At 67.4% G+C, this 16,436-nt stretch carries 11 protein-coding genes and 1 pseudogene; 6 read left to right on the plus strand and 6 right to left on the minus strand.

All coding sequences use genetic code 11. The features are described 5' to 3' along the window. Nucleotides 1–117 precede the first annotated feature (117 nt). On the minus strand, nucleotides 118–564 hold the full coding sequence (locus ACG83_RS09030) for a PaaI family thioesterase (RefSeq protein WP_054565712.1): 447 nt from the start codon (nucleotides 562–564) through the stop codon (nucleotides 118–120). Between the two features lie 181 nt (nucleotides 565–745). Between ACG83_RS09030 and polA the strand changes: the two genes are divergently transcribed. Next, entirely contained in the window at nucleotides 746–3,421 is a 2,676-nt protein-coding gene (gene polA, locus ACG83_RS09035; RefSeq protein WP_235497807.1) for a DNA polymerase I, read from the plus strand. A 190-nt stretch (nucleotides 3,422–3,611) separates the two neighbouring features. Further along, complete coding sequence (locus ACG83_RS09040; protein ID WP_369812877.1) at nucleotides 3,612–7,271, plus strand: EAL domain-containing protein; 3,660 nt, start codon at nucleotides 3,612–3,614, stop codon at nucleotides 7,269–7,271. A gap of 45 nt (nucleotides 7,272–7,316) precedes the next feature. Here the strand turns inward: ACG83_RS09040 and ACG83_RS09045 are convergent. Beyond that, nucleotides 7,317–7,958: pseudogene (locus ACG83_RS09045) on the minus strand (M4 family metallopeptidase); the annotation flags it as partial. 58 nt (nucleotides 7,959–8,016) lie between these two features. Here ACG83_RS09045 and ACG83_RS09050 point away from each other — a divergent pair. The 3 genes from ACG83_RS09050 (at nucleotide 8,017) to ACG83_RS44030 (ending at nucleotide 10,743) form a co-directional block, all read left to right on the plus strand. After that, a complete protein-coding gene (locus tag ACG83_RS09050) occupies nucleotides 8,017–8,943 on the plus strand; it encodes a hypothetical protein (RefSeq protein ID WP_054565715.1) in 927 nt (308 codons plus the stop codon). Beyond that, on the plus strand, nucleotides 8,940–9,263 hold the full coding sequence (locus ACG83_RS09055) for a hypothetical protein (protein ID WP_054565716.1): 324 nt from the start codon (nucleotides 8,940–8,942) through the stop codon (nucleotides 9,261–9,263). Before ACG83_RS09050 ends, ACG83_RS09055 begins: the two co-directional genes overlap by 4 nt. Nucleotides 9,264–10,416: 1,153 nt before the next feature. Then, complete coding sequence (locus tag ACG83_RS44030; protein WP_152991295.1) at nucleotides 10,417–10,743, plus strand: hypothetical protein; 327 nt, start codon at nucleotides 10,417–10,419, stop codon at nucleotides 10,741–10,743. Nucleotides 10,744–11,835: 1,092 nt separating this feature from the next. On the opposite strand, the gene ACG83_RS09060 is transcribed toward ACG83_RS44030, so the two are convergent. After that, entirely contained in the window at nucleotides 11,836–12,726 is an 891-nt protein-coding gene (locus tag ACG83_RS09060; protein ID WP_152991296.1) for a hypothetical protein, read from the minus strand. 234 nt (nucleotides 12,727–12,960) lie between these two features. Continuing rightward, nucleotides 12,961–13,194, minus strand: a complete 234-nt coding sequence (locus tag ACG83_RS45775) for a hypothetical protein (RefSeq protein WP_063793033.1) — start codon at nucleotides 13,192–13,194, stop codon at nucleotides 12,961–12,963. 91 nt (nucleotides 13,195–13,285) lie between these two features. Between ACG83_RS45775 and ACG83_RS09070 the strand changes: the two genes are divergently transcribed. Further along, complete coding sequence (locus tag ACG83_RS09070; RefSeq protein ID WP_054565719.1) at nucleotides 13,286–13,492, plus strand: hypothetical protein; 207 nt, start codon at nucleotides 13,286–13,288, stop codon at nucleotides 13,490–13,492. 405 nt (nucleotides 13,493–13,897) lie between these two features. Here the strand turns inward: ACG83_RS09070 and ACG83_RS09080 are convergent, their stop codons facing one another. Together ACG83_RS09080 and ACG83_RS47885 are read right to left on the minus strand one after the other, a co-directional pair. Continuing rightward, the gene (locus tag ACG83_RS09080) at nucleotides 13,898–14,593 is read right to left on the minus strand and encodes a recombinase family protein (RefSeq protein ID WP_054565721.1); all 696 of its coding nucleotides are present in this window, start codon (nucleotides 14,591–14,593) and stop codon (nucleotides 13,898–13,900) included. Between the two features lie 473 nt (nucleotides 14,594–15,066). Continuing rightward, a complete protein-coding gene (locus ACG83_RS47885; protein ID WP_083473113.1) occupies nucleotides 15,067–15,441 on the minus strand; it encodes an HNH endonuclease signature motif containing protein in 375 nt (124 codons plus the stop codon). Between the last annotated feature and the right edge of the window lie 995 nt (nucleotides 15,442–16,436).

A 16,436-nucleotide genomic window follows, 5' to 3' on the forward strand; every position in this document is an offset into this window, starting at 1 on the left:
GGCGGAACGCCGCGGGTGTGCCGAGGTGGCCTGAGTGTTCTGACGCAGCTGTTCTCGCCGGGAAGGCGGGGCACTGTCCGGGATCAGCGCGGGCGCCATCCGGGAACCGGGCGGGTGCTACCCGGGAACCGAGCCGGAACCGGGCGGGCGGTCCCGGAGCATGCAGGTCAGCCTGCAGGTGCACACCGGCCGGCCGGCCTCGTCGGTGATCCGGATGTCATAGGTGGCCAGGGTCGATCCCGCGTGGATCCGGGTGGCGACCGCGGTCACCGTCCCGTCGGTGGCCGCGCGGTGATGCGTCGCGTTGATCTCGATGCCGACGGCGATCCGGCCGGGCTGGGCGGAGAGCATCGAGGCGACCGAGCCGACCGTCTCCGCGAGGACCACGGAGGCGCCCCCGTGCAGCAGGCCGTAGGGCTGGCGGTTGCCGGCGACCGGCATCGTGGCGGACACGCGCTGCGCGCTGACCTCCGTGAGCACGATCCCCATGCGCTCGGCGAGCTCGCCCCGATGCTCGTTGAACGCCTTGAGCAGCTCGTCAGGATTCGTCGGCGGTGTGGGCACGCCCTGAACCCTAGTGCCGTGGCGGCGGCCGCGGGCAGGCCGGGGCGGGCGTAGCCGGGCGAACCTCGCCGGACGCCGCACTCGCCACCTGCCGGACGTCCGCGGACCTGTCGTACCCACGTCCTAGACTCGCCGCGTGCCTGCGACTACTTCGTCCCCGTCCGCCGCGTCCCCGGCTACCGTGGCGGATCGTCCCCGGCTGTTGCTGCTGGACGGGCATTCGCTGGCCTATCGCGCCTTCTTCGCGCTGCCGGTGGAGAACTTCTCGACGAGCACCGGCCAGCCGACCAACGCCGTCTACGGCTTCACCTCGATGCTGATCAACGCCCTGCGGGACGAGAAGCCCACCCACGTCGCCGTCGCGTGGGACCTGCCGACGCCGACGTTCCGCCATACCCAGTACGCCGAGTACAAGGCTGGCCGGTCGGAGACCCCGGCGGACTTCGTCGGCCAGGTCGCGCTGATCCACCAGGTCTGCGAGGCCCTCGCCGTGCCCGGGGTGAGCGCCCCCGGCTACGAGGCCGACGACGTGATCGCCACCCTGGCCACCCAGGCGTCGGGCGAGGGGATGGACGTCCTGATCGTCACGGGCGACCGGGATGCGCTGCAGCTGGTCAACGAGCACGTGACCGTGCTGATGACCCGCAAGGGCATCAGCGACATGACCCGCTTCACGCCGGACGAGGTGCAGGCGAAGTACGGCCTGTCCCCGATCCAGTACCCCGACTTCGCGGCGCTGCGGGGCGACCCGTCCGACAACCTCCCCTCGGTGCCGGGGGTGGGGGAGAAGACCGCCACCAAGTGGATCCAGCAGTTCGGCTCGCTGGCCGACCTGGTCGACCGGGCCGACGAGATCGGCGGCAAGACCGGGGCCTCGCTGCGGGCGAACCTCGCGAACGTCATCCGCAACCGGTCGTTGACGGAGCTGGCGCGCGAGGTGCCGCTGGAGCTCGGGCCGGCCGACCTGCGCCTGCACCCGTGGGACAGGGAGGCCGTCCACCAGCTCTTCGACACGTTGCAGTTCCGGGTGCTGCGGGAGCGGCTGTACGCCGCGCTGGCGGTGGCGCCCCCCAGCGCCGACGAGGGCTTCGAGGTCGACCTGGCCATGCTCGGGCCGGACGAGGTCGCCGGCTGGCTCGCCGCGCACGCCGCCGGCCCCGGCCGGACAGGCCTGCACCTACGTGGCTCCTGGGGCCGTGGCACAGGTGTGATCACCGCGCTGGCGCTGGCCGCCGCCGACGGCGCCGCGGCCTGGATCGACCCGACCGCGCTGACCGCGGCGGACTCCGCGGCCCTGGGCGGCTGGCTCGCCGACCTGGACCGGGCCAAGGCCGGGCACGACCTCAAGGGCCCGATGCTGGCGCTCGCCGAGGCCGGTTTCACTCTCGCCGGCGTCACCAGCGACACCGCGCTCGCGGCCTACCTGGCCCTGCCCGGCCAGCGCTCCTTCGACCTGGCCGATCTGACACTGCGCTACCTGCACCGTGAGCTCAAGTCGGACACGGAGACGAACGGCCAGCTCACCCTGGACGGTTCCGGCGAGGCGGACGAGGCCGAGACGGACGCGATCCGCGCCCGCGCCGCGCTCGAGCTGGCCGCCGCGCTCGATGGTGACCTGGAGCGCCGCTCGGCGGCCCGGCTGCTGCGGGAGATGGAGCTCCCGCTGGTGCACGTGCTCGCCCGGATGGAGCGCGCGGGCATCGCGGCCGACGAGGAGCACCTCACCGAGCTGCAGAAGCACTACAGCGCCGAGGTGGCGGACGTCGCCGGGCAGGCACACGGCCTCGTCGGGCGGTCGTTCAACCTCGGCTCGCCCAAGCAGCTCCAGCAGATCCTGTTCGACGAGCTGGCCCTGCCCAAGACCAAGAAGATCAAGACGGGCTACACCACGGACGCGGACGCGCTGGCGTGGCTGGCGACCCAGTCCGACCACCCGCTGATCCCCGTGCTGCTGCACCACCGGGACGTCGCCCGCCTCAAGACGGTCGTCGACTCGCTCATCCCGATGATCGACGACGCCGGCCGGATCCACACCACCTTCAACCAGATGATCGCCGCCACCGGCCGGCTGTCGTCCACCGATCCCAACCTGCAGAACATCCCGATCCGGACCCCGCAGGGCCGCCAGATCCGCCGCGCGTTCGTCGTCGGGCCGGGGTACGAGACGCTGCTGACGGCCGACTACTCGCAGATCGAGATGCGGCTGATGGCGCACCTGTCCGGCGACGCGGGGCTCATCGAGGCGTTCGCGTCCGGGGAGGACCTGCACACCTTCGTCGCCGCGCAGGCCTTCGACCTGCCGGTGTCGGAGGTCGACCCGGAGCTGCGGCGGCGCATCAAGGCGATGTCGTACGGCCTGGCCTACGGTCTGTCCGCGTTCGGGCTGGCCGGCCAGCTCGGTATCGCCCCGGACGAGGCCCGCGAGCACATGGACGCCTACTTCGCCCGGTTCGGCGGCGTCCGGGACTTCCTGCGCGGCGTCGTCGACCAGGCCCGGCGCGACGGCTACACCGAGACCATCATGGGGCGTCGCCGCTACCTGCCCGACCTGACGAGCGACAACACCCAGCGCCGGCAGATGGCCGAGCGGATGGCGCTGAACGCCCCGATCCAGGGGTCCGCCGCCGACATCATCAAGATCGCGATGTTGGGTGTCGACCGGGCGCTGCGCTCGCGGGACCTGCGCTCACGGCTGCTGCTGCAGGTCCATGACGAGCTCGTCCTGGAGATCGCGCCCGGCGAGCGGTCGGAGGTCGAGGCGCTGGTCCGCGCCGAGATGGGGGCCGCCTACGAGATGTCCGTGCCGCTGGAGGTGAGTGTCGGCTCCGGGCTCACCTGGGATGACGCCGGCCACTGACTCTGGCCGCTGGGCGCTGGCTGCCGGCGCCGCTGGGCGCTGACGCCCCCGCGTCCGGACGTCGGACGTCCGGTGGCCCGACGCGGGTCACCGAGGTGTCGGGGGCGTCGGGCGCGGGAATTCTCCAGGAGTGCCCAGCGGTCCGATCGTGGTTGACGGTCGCCGCCTGCTCGCGGTGCTCCTGGTCGGAATGGCCGGGTTTTTCCTGATCATCGTTTTCGTGCCGGCCTCTCCGGGCTATCTCCGGCCCGGAGCGCTCGCCGGTCTGGGGATCGCGCTGGCGAACCTCGCCATGATCCGGCACCTGGTCGAGGAGCGCGACGACCGGCAGTGGCTTCCTCTGATCTCCGCCATGTCGATGGCGGTCGGGCTCGGCCTGGCGGCGGCGGACGCCGATCCCCGCAGCGCGGGCGAGGTGTTTCTGCTGTGGTTCCCGTGGATCGCCAGCTTCGCCGGGCTGCTCCGGTTCCGGCTGGCTGTGGCACTGGGCGGGGCACTTGTCGCCTCGATGTTGCTCGCCGCCTGGGTCAATCCCGACCTGGCCAACCCACCCGCGATGCTGCTCACGGCGATGGTCAGCACGTTCGGCGGCTGCATGGTCATGTCCGGCCTCTTCCAGTGGGGCCGCCGGCAGGCCCATTCCGACCCGCTGACCTCGCTGGTGGCCCGCAGCGGGCTGGCCCACGTCGCCGACCCGCTGATCGCCGGTGCGCGTCAGCGGGGTGAGGAGGTCGCCTTCCTCCTGATCGACATCAACCGGTTCCGGGAGGTCAACGACGCACTCGGGCATGAGGGCGGGGACGAGCTGCTGCGCCAGTTCGCCCGTGCGCTGGCCCGGGTGAAGCCGTGCCCGTCGCTGATCGGCCGCCTGGGCAGCGACGAGTTCGCGCTGGTCATCACCGGCCCGCCGGGCGGCCCCGCCGGTCCGGGTGGCCCAGGTGTCCCGGACGCCGCCGCCGGCTCGGGCGGCACGGACTCGGGCGGCCCCGGGGAGCCCGCCGGCCCGGCGGAGGATCAGGTGGGGGACCAGACCCGGGCGACGCAGCGCCGGGACCGCAATCTGCGCGATCTCGCCATGTCGGTGCTGAGCCAGCTGGAGGGCCCGTTCGACGTGCGGGGCACCAGCGTCGGCGTCGAGGCGAGCGTGGGGCTGGCGGTCGCGCCGCGGGACGGGGAGACGACCGCCGCGCTGCTCCCGTGCGCCGACGTCGCGCTGTCCCGGGCGAAGCGGGAGGGCGAACGGGTCGGGCTGTGGGACGTCGGCATCGCCGGGGTGCGTTCCTGGGAGATCTCGCTCTACACCGAGCTGCGCACGGCGATCGCCCGCGATGAGCTCATCGTCTTCTACCAGCCGCAGGCCGTCGCGACCGGGCGGATCGTCGGGGTCGAGGCGCTCGTCCGCTGGCGCCATCCGACCCGTGGCCTGCTGCCGCCCGGTGCGTTCCTGCCCATCGCGGAGCGCTCGGCGCTGATCGGTGCCATGACCCGGTGGGTGCTCGACGAGGCGCTGCGTCAGTGCGCGGTGTGGCGCGGCCAGGGGCTGCACGTGCCGGTCTCGGTGAACCTCTCTCCCCGCATGCTCGTCCTGGACGATCTTCCCGACCTGGTGACCGCGGCACTGGCCCGTCACCGGCTGCCACCCGACCTGCTGACCCTGGAGATCACCGAGAGCGCACTGGTCACTCAGCCCGGCCGGGCCGCGGCGATGCTGCGTGAACTGCGCAGCAAGGGCGTGAAGCTCTCACTGGACGACTTCGGCACCGGCTACAGCTCGATGGAGATGCTCAAGGCCCTGCCGTTCGACGAGGTCAAGATCGACAGAGGCTTCGTGGTGGACGTCCGCGGCAGTCTGCAGGACGCCGCGATCGTCCGGTCGGTGCTCGACCTGGGCCACCGCCTCGGCCTGCGGGTCGTCGGGGAGGGCGTCGAGGACGAGCGGACTCTGCGCCTGATGACCGAGCTCGGCTGCGACATCCTGCAGGGCGACGCGATCTCCCGGCCTCGGTCACCCGACGGCCTCGCGAGCCTGCTCGCCGACCGGGCGGCGAAGACGAATGAGGAACCCACCGACGCGGGCGAGGTGCCCAGCGATGGGTGGGCGTCGCGGGCCGACCTGCCACAGGGGCCCGACCTGCCACAGGGGCCCGACCTGCGACAGGGCCCCGATCTGCCACAGGGCCCCGACCGGGGTAAGCCCCCGGCGCCGAGCACCATGAGCGTCACCTTCACGGCGGAGCAGGCGAGCAGGTTCGGGGTCCCGGCTCCGCTGACCGAGCGGGAGTCCGCCCGGGTCGCCGCCGTGCGCCGCTACGACATCGTGTTCCGGCAGCGGGCCTACCCGCTGGACGACGTCGCGGCGCTCGCGACCGCGATGACCGGCTGTGACGTCGGCTCGGTCATCATGGTCGACACCGACTCGGAGGTCTACGTCGGCCGTTTCGGCCACGAGATGCCCGATGTCCCGGCCAGGGTCGGCATCGCCGCACACACCGTCGCGGCCGGCGAGATGATGGAGGTCCCGGACGCCACGCTGGACACCCGATTCGCGCACGGCACCCGTGCGTTCCGGGCACGGATCGTGCGCTTCCTCGCGGGCGTGCCCGTGCGGACGTCCGACGGCCATGCGATCGCCGCCATCACGATCAGTGATCGCATCCCGCGGCGGCTCAGCCCGGGGCAGCGGGAGGCGCTGGAGAGCATCGCGCGGCACACCATCGCGATGATGGACACCCGAAGGGAGTGCGCGCTGCTGGAGGCGGTCACCGACACCACCCGGGCGTTGGAGCAGCTTGACGGCCGGGGAGACGTCCCGGCCGCGGTCTGGCTGCTCGCCGACGCGGTGCGTCACCTGACCGGCGCGGACGCGGCGACCGGGCTGGTCGCGGACCAGCCCGGCGCCGACTGGTTCACCGCCGTCGATTCCTCCACGGCTCCGGGGGTACGGGCCATCATCCGACCGGGGCAGAAGTTCGGTCGCCTGGAGCAGACCGCCATCGGGGCCGTGCTGCGGACCCGCCGCCCGCTGTTCGTGCCCGACGCGCTCTCCTACGCTGGATTCAACGCCGAGACAGCCCGAGCCGAGAAGATCGCCTCGGTGCTCATCGTCCCGCTGCCAGGCCCTGGCGGGGTGGTCGGTGCGTTGTGCCTGCGCTGGTCCAGGCCGTATCCCGTGATCGACCCGGCGCTCGACAAGGCGATCGGGCTGCTGACGGGGCAGGCCGGCCACGGGATCGGTCGCCTGCTCACCGCCGGGCGCCCCGGCCCCGGGCACCGGACTGACAACACCACCGGTCTCGCCACCAGATCGGCCTTTCTGAGCGAGCTCGGCCACTGCCCGTCCGGCACGGCGGTCTGCCTCGTCGACGTGCCCGGCGAGGCCGGTGAGCCTGGAGAGGCCGGCGGGGGAGAGGCCCGCGAGGCCGGAGAGTTCGGCGGGCCTGGAGAGGCCGGAGAGGCCGGCAGGCTCGGAGAGGCCGGCGGGCCTGCCGGCAACGGGCACTCGACGACGGCCCGGAGCCTTGGCCCGGACCAGCGACTCACCCGTTTCGCGCGTGATTTACGAGGCGTGGTGCAGGACCCGGTCCATTCCGCGCGCTGGGCGGAGCGGCAGTTCGTGCTGGCCGTTCCGGCTGGTGGCCGCGAAGGTGCCGAAACAGCCGTCGCGGCGCTGCGCCGGGCCTGGCGGCGGGAGTCGGCCGCTCCACTCGCCGTCGGGATCGCCGTCACCAGGAGCCAGGCACCGCTGAGCAGCGCGCTCGTGGATGCCGAGAACCAGGCCCTGGCGATGGCGGCGGCACGCGACTCGGCAGCAGACGGCAGCTCGGCTCCGGCCTCCTTCGTGGGTGTCTGACCGACACCCGCGAAGGCTGGTGGAGGACCACCCGCGAAAGACAGTTCAGACCGAGATGCCCACGGCGGCCCAGGCCTCCCGGACGCTCTTCGTCTCGTCCGCGCCGAACAGGACCTGCGCCTGCCTCGTCGTCATGGTGGCGAACGAGCGGAACGTGGCGTTCGGGCGCAGCTGAGGGGAGCGCAGCGCCTCGTACCAGATCTGACCCGCGCGCTCCCAAGCGTGGCCGCCGAGCGCGATCGCCACGTTGTAGAAGGCCTTGTTCGGGATTCCCGAGTTGATGTGCACCCCACCGTTGTCGGCATTGGTGCGCACGTAGCCGTCCATGTGCGCCGGCTGGATGTCGTCGCCGAGCACAGGGTCGTCATACGCCGTTCCGGGCTCCTTCAGGGAGCGCAGCGCCACGCCCTGCACGGCATCGGTGAGCAGGCTCGCGCCGATGAGCCAGTCGGCCTGCTCGGCGGTCTCGCCCCGCTGGAACTGCCGCACCAGGGAGCCGAACACGTCGCTCATCGACTCGTTGAGCGCACCCGACTGGTTCAGGTACATGAGCTGGGCCTCGTCCTCGGTGACGCCGTGGGCGAGCTCATGGCCGATGATGTCCAGCGAGACGGTGAAACGATTGAACAGCTCGCCGTCGCCGTCACCGAACACCATCTGGCGGCCATTCCAAAAGGCATTGTCGTACTGCTGATCACTCCAAGTCAAAAGGATGCCCCCCGGGTTGGCAGACCCAGGGGGCGGAGTGACCTTTCGGGAGGTCAACCCCATGATCAGCAGTGTACGACGCGCGCGCCCTGAAACGCCTGAGCTATCGAAGGATCCGGCGCCACCGGTCAGGAAGCCACGACGTCGCCTGACAGCTCAGGGCGTCGAGCGCGCGGCGTCCGTCGCTCTCCCGCTCACGCTCGGAGCTGCTGTCTTCGCTGTCGCGTTCGATCACGTCCGGGCAACCGCGACGTGGGCGGGGCAGGGTGGCTGGTACGCGCTGGTGATCGCGTCGACCGGTGAAGTCATGGCCGTGTCCGCGATGATCGAGATTCGCGCCCGTAGGCGGGCGGGCACCAAGGTCAAGTTCCCTGTGTTCGTCCTGGTGTCGTCCATCGGGTGGTCGGGCGCCTGCAACCTTCGTGCTGCTGCTGGACTGACAGGCGACCCCGGTGCATGGCGTTACATCGCCGCACTCTGGGTAGTCGCCGCGTTCGCGCTCGTGTCCGGGATGAAGAGCACCAGGACGCACGTCCCGGTGGCGGATGCGCCGGTGGTGGACAGCCCCGTGGATGCGCCGGTGTCTGAGCCGTCCGCGACGGTTGACGCCCCGGTTGCCGAGGTCGCTCCGGTGCCCGCCCCCGTGGCTGTGGACGTGCCTGTGGCTGCGCCGGAGGAAGCACCTACGCCCGCGCCGAAGCCTTCCGCCACGACGCCCCGGAAGATCACCCGGAAGACGTCAACGGCGCGTGCTGGCAAGCGTCCTACCAGCAAGAAGGCTGCGCTGACGGCTTACCTCGACGGTGTGTCCGCGGAGGACACCCGGACGGACGCCGAACTGATCAGGACGTACGCGCCGCTGGTGGGGCTTCACGAGAACACCGCCCGCCGCTACCTGGCGTCCTGGCGTGCTGCTCAGGCTGACGCGGCTCAGGCTGACGTGCCCGTGGCGGTGGCTGCGTGAGCGCCCCCGTGAAGCCGACGATCCGTCCGCAGGCGCGCCTGTGGTGGGCGTGGGACTTGGATCCCCGGACCGCGTCCGCGTGGATCGACTCACGGGGCACCGTGAACATCCCGGTGGGCTCCGACGTCGCGCCCCTGGTGGGGATCCAGGGCTACCCGACCGGCAACGGCAAGACGAAGCGTCGATGCGCCCTGAAGAACGTTCCGGACCTGCTGCGCCCCCTGGTCGACATCGCCGTGTCGCAGTGGATCACGCGCCCCCAGGATCACCCGATGGCTAGCCGGATCCTGACCAGTCGCCAGGCCGTCACCAGCTCCTGAAACGAGAAACGTCCGGGGGCATCCCAACTGCCCCCGGACGTCCCGAACCGCGTGTGTCACCACGCGATCACTCACAACAGACCACGAAGGATACCGCGTCATGTCTTTTGCTCTACAGCAAGCAGCGTGGGAGCTGCTTCCGGGCGTCCTGTCGCCACAGGAACGGGTTGTGCTCCTGGCGTTGGCTGAGGACTGCCGTACCTGGCGTGACGTCGCCTCACCCGGTCACAAGCTCCTGAGCGCCCGTACCGGACTCGCCAGGACACAGCTCAGCACGACGATTGCCCGTCTCGTCTCGCGGGGGCTGGTGGCTCTCGCGGAGCGTGCGAGACGGGGCAAGAACGCCGTCTACAGGCTCCTGTTCGCCCCGGTGGTGGCTTCCGCGGGTGTGCCTGTGGACAACCCGCGAGAGGCACCGGACGCCCGGACGCAGTCCACCGACACGGACGCCCCGACTGGTACCGATCATGAAGTCGAAAGCGTTCGGCCTGCCGGGACGGTCCCTGGTAGTGCTCTTCCCAGGAAGAACATCACCGCGCGTGCCGCGCGGGTGGTCGGGAAGATCGCAAAGAGCAAGGGCGCATCGAAGGTCGACTACTCGGCTACTCCGTGGAGGGCTCCGGCCTTCCTGCCTGATGCCCCCGTCCGCGAGAGCATCCCGCCCCGTCAGGGAGTGGGCGCTACGCCCCCTGGTTGGGCTGTGGACGAAGCGAAGCGGCAGATGGCAGGCAAGGTCTGCTCACCGTTGATGCTGGCGGCTCTGGCCCGTCAGATTGCGGGGGCATCGGCATAAGTGAGCCCGTGAACGACCCCCTGACTGGACCCCTGGCCAGCAAAACGACACTCAGGTTGGGCCCAGCAATACGGAACTTCCTGTCGTCCGCTGACCGATCCGCCGCGAAACCGTTATCAGCATTTGTATTGAAGTATTGACCATCCATACGCGGTGACACTGTAACTTTCCAAGTTCCAGTGGGTAATTGAGGTGAAACCGTAAAATGCCCACTGTGCTACCGTCGTAGACCCCTTGAAGCCATCTCCGTCCTGATTGTATGTGCCACCTATTACGGTAGGGCTTATGCCAAATGTGGCACTCCAAGAAGATCCAGCCGGTATGGTATGGCTGCTGTGCACCATTATCCAGGAGCATAGGGTGTCGGGTGCCGCGGAGGCGGGTTTTGCCGTAAAAACGGCCAACAGCATCGTCGATGCTATTGCAAAAATCTTCAGAGTCAACCGAGAAATTCTCGCCATGCGCCTACTCCCCTGCTTCCGTAAAATTTCTATTTATCGCGATAAAGAAAACTACTCAATAAACATGACAAAAGATTTGCATGCGCTGGAGTTTTCAATGGTTATCTCCAGTTGTAGGTACCTCTTTCCGTCGGAGTCGGTAATCATTTCCGGCTTTCCTGTCAGGCGTGCCCGGCCGGCGAAACCGTCTGCCGAGGAGGCAAATCCGGCCGGATTCCTTGGGTAGTCGAAATTTTCGTCGACAGGGCCTACCTTAATCGTGTATTTTCCGGGCCCCGTGATGTCTATGGGAAGTGATGCGTAGGCGTAGTCGCCAGCGTTCGCAATTTGAGTCCCAGATTCCCCGGCGGCCGGTGGCGGCGTTGCCAGCATGGTGCGCTTTTCCGCACGCATTTGAGCGAGTTTGGCCGGTACATCAGTTACCGTGGTGCAGGGAGAATCAGGGTCGCCTGACTGTGCAACGCTCGCAGCGGTGACTGTTCCCTCTTCACCTCCGCTACCACATCCCGCTGATAGGGCTATCCCGAGAGAACAGCTGACGACGACAAAAGAATGCGCGAGGCGCCTCATTCTCTCCCACTTTCGATCCGACAAGGGGCAGTTCATCGACATCAAAGGATGACGCCATTATTGCTGCATCACAATCAAATGTGATGTTGATCACCCCTTCGCTAAATGTCGCCCGTTGGCAATTTCTTGCACGCAGGTCGCTGAGCTGCGGATTCTTATCAAGCATCACGGAGTGTCGATTCTTCGATGAAATTGCAACCGAAAGTGATCGATGCAGGTAGGGGGCCCTATGGTCGGCGAAATGGCACTGCAATTGCAGATGCACGGTCGACCTTGCGATCACTGGTCATGCCCTGGAAGTCGCGCGAGACGAGAAGATCCACCTTGAAGTCCTGGCGGTCCGTCTCGCGGAGCTGCACCCTGACCGGTACACGGTGGACGGGGGCGAACCCTGGTCAGCTCAGCAGATCGGGGCTCACCTACGGACGGCCGGTGTCGTGGTGGATGACCAGGTGTGGGCTGTGGGCGTCCGTGGGAAGTCGACGAACGCTGTCGGAGTGACCCGCGAGTCTCTTCTACGGGCTGTAGAGGCTAGGGCGTGACCGCCTAGGGTCTAGGCCTGTCACGAGGTCGTGATCATGCCTCTGACCTGCGGTTCTAGGCTCTAGGGTGCCAACCGGCCGGATCTCCCGACGTGGCTGTCAGGGGGTCCGGCCGTTCGCGTTGGGCCTAGTCGAGGACCGTCACCGTATGTAGTCAACCGATTTGGTGGGAAACCCTGGTGGCGCTGGTTCCGACCTCGACGACGTCAGACCTCGACGGGACCCCGGTGCCAGTTCTCCAGTTCGGCGCCGAGTGTCATCACTTCGGGGTAGCTGTGCCGGTAGGGCCGGAGCGCCTTGACCAGGCTCGCGAGTGGAACCGTGAGCGCCCGGAACGGGTTGGCTAGCGCGATGGCACGTCGTGCCTCCACGAACGACCGATCAAGGTCCGTGGACACGGAAGCTGTCGCCAGGTGGGCGTGCACAACGGCCTGGAACCCCGGAGGAAGGTGCGGCATCGCGAGATCCGCGTACCCGTCAGCCCGGAACAGATCACCAGCCACCGCAGACGCCAGAGCAGCGTGATACGTGACCTCGACGGGGTTGACGGTGTTGGGGTCCTCATCGCCAGGTTGCCCATGGAAGGCAGCAGGAACGGCATAGGCCGCGGTGACTGCCCGATCCGACAGCGCGTTGACTCTGTCCGCACTGACACCGGCCAGAGCAGCACCACGGGCCCGCTGCACCAGGCAGGCGATACCGGCAGGGGTGGATTCGTCGATGCCCTCACCAGCGTGAGCCACCGCGTAGGCCGGACGCCCTTCGTAGAGTTCGATCCCGGACAGAACCCGGGAAGCGTTACTGAAGGTAGGTCCGTCAGTGGAGACCCGCGCCACGCTCACGGAGTGGTTGGCAACGCGCCGGGCGGTGTGCACCTGGCCGTCGTTGTAGAGCGCGTCAGCTCGGAGCGCTCCGACCGTGGCTGTCACGCGAGCAAGCTCCGTGCGCTGCCGGGGGTCTCCTCGACGGTGGGCAAGGAAGATCGCCCGATCGTGGAGCACCGCGAGAGCGGGAACAGACTCCGCCAACGGCGTTGTCTCGTAGACGGTCCGGAGCGCGGACAGCTCCTGGTCGATGCTGACGATGTCGTCAGCCATGGTCGGACTCACGAGCACGCCCGACACCGCAGCGAGACCAGCGAGCGTGAGCGTTTGCCGACGGCTGACAGGCGTGGGGGTATCCGACACCTTCTCAGTGTCCGTCCGTGGCCGCCCTGGTGTCGATAGTGAGTCACCATGCAAAGCGTGGTCGGACGTGCTGTCTAAGTCACTACCTTCCGAGCAAGGCGCCCGAAGTTCGTGGAAGTCGACATGACTGCTTACGAGCAAGTGTCAGGACTTCTCTCGCCATCCCGGACGGTGCTCGTCAGCCCAGACCTCTACCTCGGACACCAGCCACACGCGGACTCGCCCCACGGCCGGTAGGGGGTCCGGGAAGCCCTTGATGCGGGAGAGCTGATCGGCGCGTTGCTGGGTGATCCCGAGCATGCGCGCGATACCCGCGACGTTGATCACCGTGGGTCGTCCGGGGTGCTCGTCTCCCGCTGGCGATCCCACAGGCAGCATGCTTGCCCCTTGTGTTTCACCAGGAGAAACGCAAGGGTTGCTAGGCGTGCTTCGGAGCGTCCGGGGCGGTCGGGGGCAAGGGAGACGGACGGTGTACGACGAAGACGGGTACGACCTGGAAGACGGGTATGACGACGCCTACGGCTACCACGGGTACGGCGAAGATGACTTCGGTGAGGATGACGACCAGGAGCAGGACGACCAGGGGCAGGAGCTAGCCCCCGGCGTGACCTGGATCCCGAAGCCTGACGACGGACTCGATGGTTCGTTCATCAGCGCTCTCGGTGGGAGGGCCTGACGTGCCTTACCTGGTGTTGCAGCGTGACCAAGGTGAGCACGCTCCGGCCGGATCGGTGCCGTTCTACGTACCTCAGTGGCAGGTCACCCGGGGCATCGTGGATCTTCACGTGCTGGCGTCACGGGTGATGACGGAAGATCACCGTTACGTGGCGTACGCCCTGGTGAGCGACGATCACTCAAGCTCGGAACGGTTCACGAGGGACGGAACCCCGATCCCTGGTGGTGTGATGCCGGACGCCACTGCCTGACACTGTCCTCCGGAGTTCCGGGGAAAAGTGCGCGCGACACCTGGCATGGTCGCCTGGGAATGATCTTGTTAAGGGTAGGGGGGTCGTTACGCAAAGTAACCGTCAGTCATGGTGACTGACGGTTACGGAGCTTCGAGGCTAGCATGTGATGTGTCTCACGCAGCAGCGCGGGCCCGCGTGAGACAGCGGCTGACCGTGGTCGGGTGCCAACGATCACCGCGCTTCGGCCGGTGGCCTTCCTTCTCCAGCTCTGCGCAGATCTCCCGCAGGCTCTTCCCGTCGTCCGAGAGTTCGATCATGCGTGCAAGCGCGTCTTGCTCGCGATCGTCTTCCGTCAGCTCCTTGTCTACGGCCTTCTGTCCGTACGCGGGGGCACCGTAGGCGTAGCCCCCGGAAGCTGCCTTCCTCGCGCGGCCGGAGCGCAGACGAAGAGCGATCATCGCGCGCTCATACTCGGACACGGCGCCGAGCACCTGGCGGATGAGCTTCCGGGAGGGGTCCGCCGGATCGTCCACCAGGTAGTCAGCCTCGCTGGCGACAGCAGAGAAGACAGTCGCGCCCATCCGCCAGACTTCCGCGATGAGCTGCTCTTGCACCACCAGGTCACGAGCAAGCCTGTCGAGCTTGGGGACCACGATCCCGTCAGCCTGTCCGTCCTTCAGGGCCCGGAGCGCTTCCGCGAGTGCCGGACGCTCTTCGAGCTTCCCTGAGACACCTTCCTCAGTGAAGATCAGGACAAGGCGGTGACCGTTGGTCCGTGCCCATGCCCGGACGGCGTCACGCTGAACGTCAAGGCCGTACCCGTCGAGCTGCTTCTCAGTCGACACCCGAATGTAGGCGATGACTCGCATTGCGTGATCAACCTCTCTGACCTGCGGTGTTACATCTACTTGCATAAGTGTAACGGCGAGAGGGGCTGTAACAGGCATCGCTGTCGAGCGGGAACGCCCAAATCACGCACAACACGCCTGTGGGTCCACGCTCTGTGACAAGAAAGCTACGGACATGCCCAGGGGAGAGGTACCCCGGGATCGTCGAGCACGAGCGGCACCAGGCGCACGAGCGCAGACGAGACTGCCTACCGGAGCTGCACCAGGTCGTGGAGCCCCCGCCAGTTCACACGCACCACCACGCCCCCGGGGTAGTTGTTCACGAGCACCAGGCGCACGAGCACGAAGAGCACGACCAGGCGCACGGGAAAGACGTCTGTGTCTTCATGCTCTATGGAGTTCTTACTGAGCCCCTCACGCTCCCTGACGGTCGCTCCGGGGGGAGCCCCGGGATTCCCAGAAGGAGCGTGAGCAGACGTACGATCAAAGACAGATCAGGGTTCGGTAGGTAGAGCTGGGGCGTGGTCTGTGGAGGTCAGCCGTTCGTATTCAGCGCGGATACGGGGGTTGGCCTTCACGGCTTTCTGAACCTTCTCTCGTCCCCCCGGGGTCGCCTCCCACTCAGTCAGAAGACGCGCATGCTTCTCGCGGTTGCAGGAAGAGCAGATCGCGGACAAGTTGTCCACGGTATCAGGTCCCCCGCGGCTCAGAGCCCAAATGTGATCCGTCTCAGTGGCTGCCGAACCACAATACGGGCAAGGTTCTGCCTCCCGCACCAGGCGTCTTACGGCATCAGTAATCCCGCTTCCCCCGTTCACCCGGATGCGTTGCCGACGCGCTTCTTTCCCCCGTTTGAACTGAGCGCGCATCTCTTCGGGAGCGCGAGTCGCGCGATAGCACGTCCAACAAAGTGACCGCGTAGATAGATGCCGGCTGCCACAGTTCGGGCAAGGCTTCCCGACCTCGTAGACGGGTGTCTCTACAGGCTGTGGGTCTGGCTTCTTACTAGGCTTTCCCCGGGGCGGACATTCATCTACGCAGATGACCTCAGTATCTTTGACCCGCGGAATCTTGACGCCCGGGGTATCCAGGGCGGTCACGATGCCCTCGTGAAGTATCGTCCTCCACCCCCGGAGAACTGTTCGCGGTAGGGGTAGCGGCACTTCGTGCACTGTTGGAAGTCCTGCCGCGTAGCTGAGGTGCTACCCGTAGGAAGGGTCACGAGCGTAGAGCCGCACCGCGGGCAATCATCGCCCTGTGCAGACAGATGGGATGGATTCCCGACGCTTGATCGGAACTGCGCTTCCTCGTGTGCCTTGTCTGCAGCTTCCCGTTCTTCGAGCGCATCCATGATGGCGCGGTTCATCGCCAGGTGGTCAGGGAATCCCTGTGCCTTGTAGGTGGCTGCCCGTGCGCGTAGTTCTTCGTCTAGCGGGTCGGGCTTAATCTTCGTTTGCCAAAAATCGGTCGACATACAGTTTCCATGCCTTCAGTGGTTGAGTGAGTAACTATTGAATGCCCCGAATGAGTGCACATTCTCCACATTCTCCTTATGTTGCAGGGGTTTCCCTGCACCTTGGCTCAAATTGGCAACCAGTGGTCTTTTCCGTTTTACAGAACTGCCGTAGCAACTGCTGGTAACCCAAATTCCGTGTTCGCGTAATGGGTCGGTGTAGCGGTGTAGTTAGTATCAGCCGGAGAGCCCTAGTACTCCCGGTGGCAGGTTCTCCGTCTGCTGGTTGACGACGCCGGAGAAATGCTTAGTCCGGTTTCCCGTGGATGGCGCTGGGTCATTGAGCTCAGCACGGTCACGGGGGGCTGCTGAGGATTTCCCCGGGAACTGCCGGTCAGACAGAATCCCCGC

Origin of the sequence: Frankia sp. R43 (genome assembly GCF_001306465.1) — a bacterium.
Classification (GTDB): Bacteria; Actinomycetota; Actinomycetes; order Frankiales; family Frankiaceae; genus Parafrankia; species Parafrankia irregularis.

What these genes read in the sequence shown, in the direction of transcription:
- ACG83_RS09040 (WP_369812877.1), top strand. Translation starts at nt 3,612, where the DNA reads ATGGCCGGGTTTTTCCTGATCATCGTTTTCGTGCCGGCCTCTCCGGGC.
- ACG83_RS09060 (WP_152991296.1), bottom strand. Translation starts at nt 12,726, where the DNA reads ATGGCTGACGACATCGTCAGCATCGACCAGGAGCTGTCCGCGCTCCGG.
- ACG83_RS45775 (WP_063793033.1), bottom strand. Translation starts at nt 13,194, where the DNA reads ATGCTGCCTGTGGGATCGCCAGCGGGAGACGAGCACCCCGGACGACCC.
- ACG83_RS09080 (WP_054565721.1), bottom strand. Translation starts at nt 14,593, where the DNA reads ATGCGAGTCATCGCCTACATTCGGGTGTCGACTGAGAAGCAGCTCGAC.
- ACG83_RS47885 (WP_083473113.1), bottom strand. Translation starts at nt 15,441, where the DNA reads ATGCGCGCTCAGTTCAAACGGGGGAAAGAAGCGCGTCGGCAACGCATC.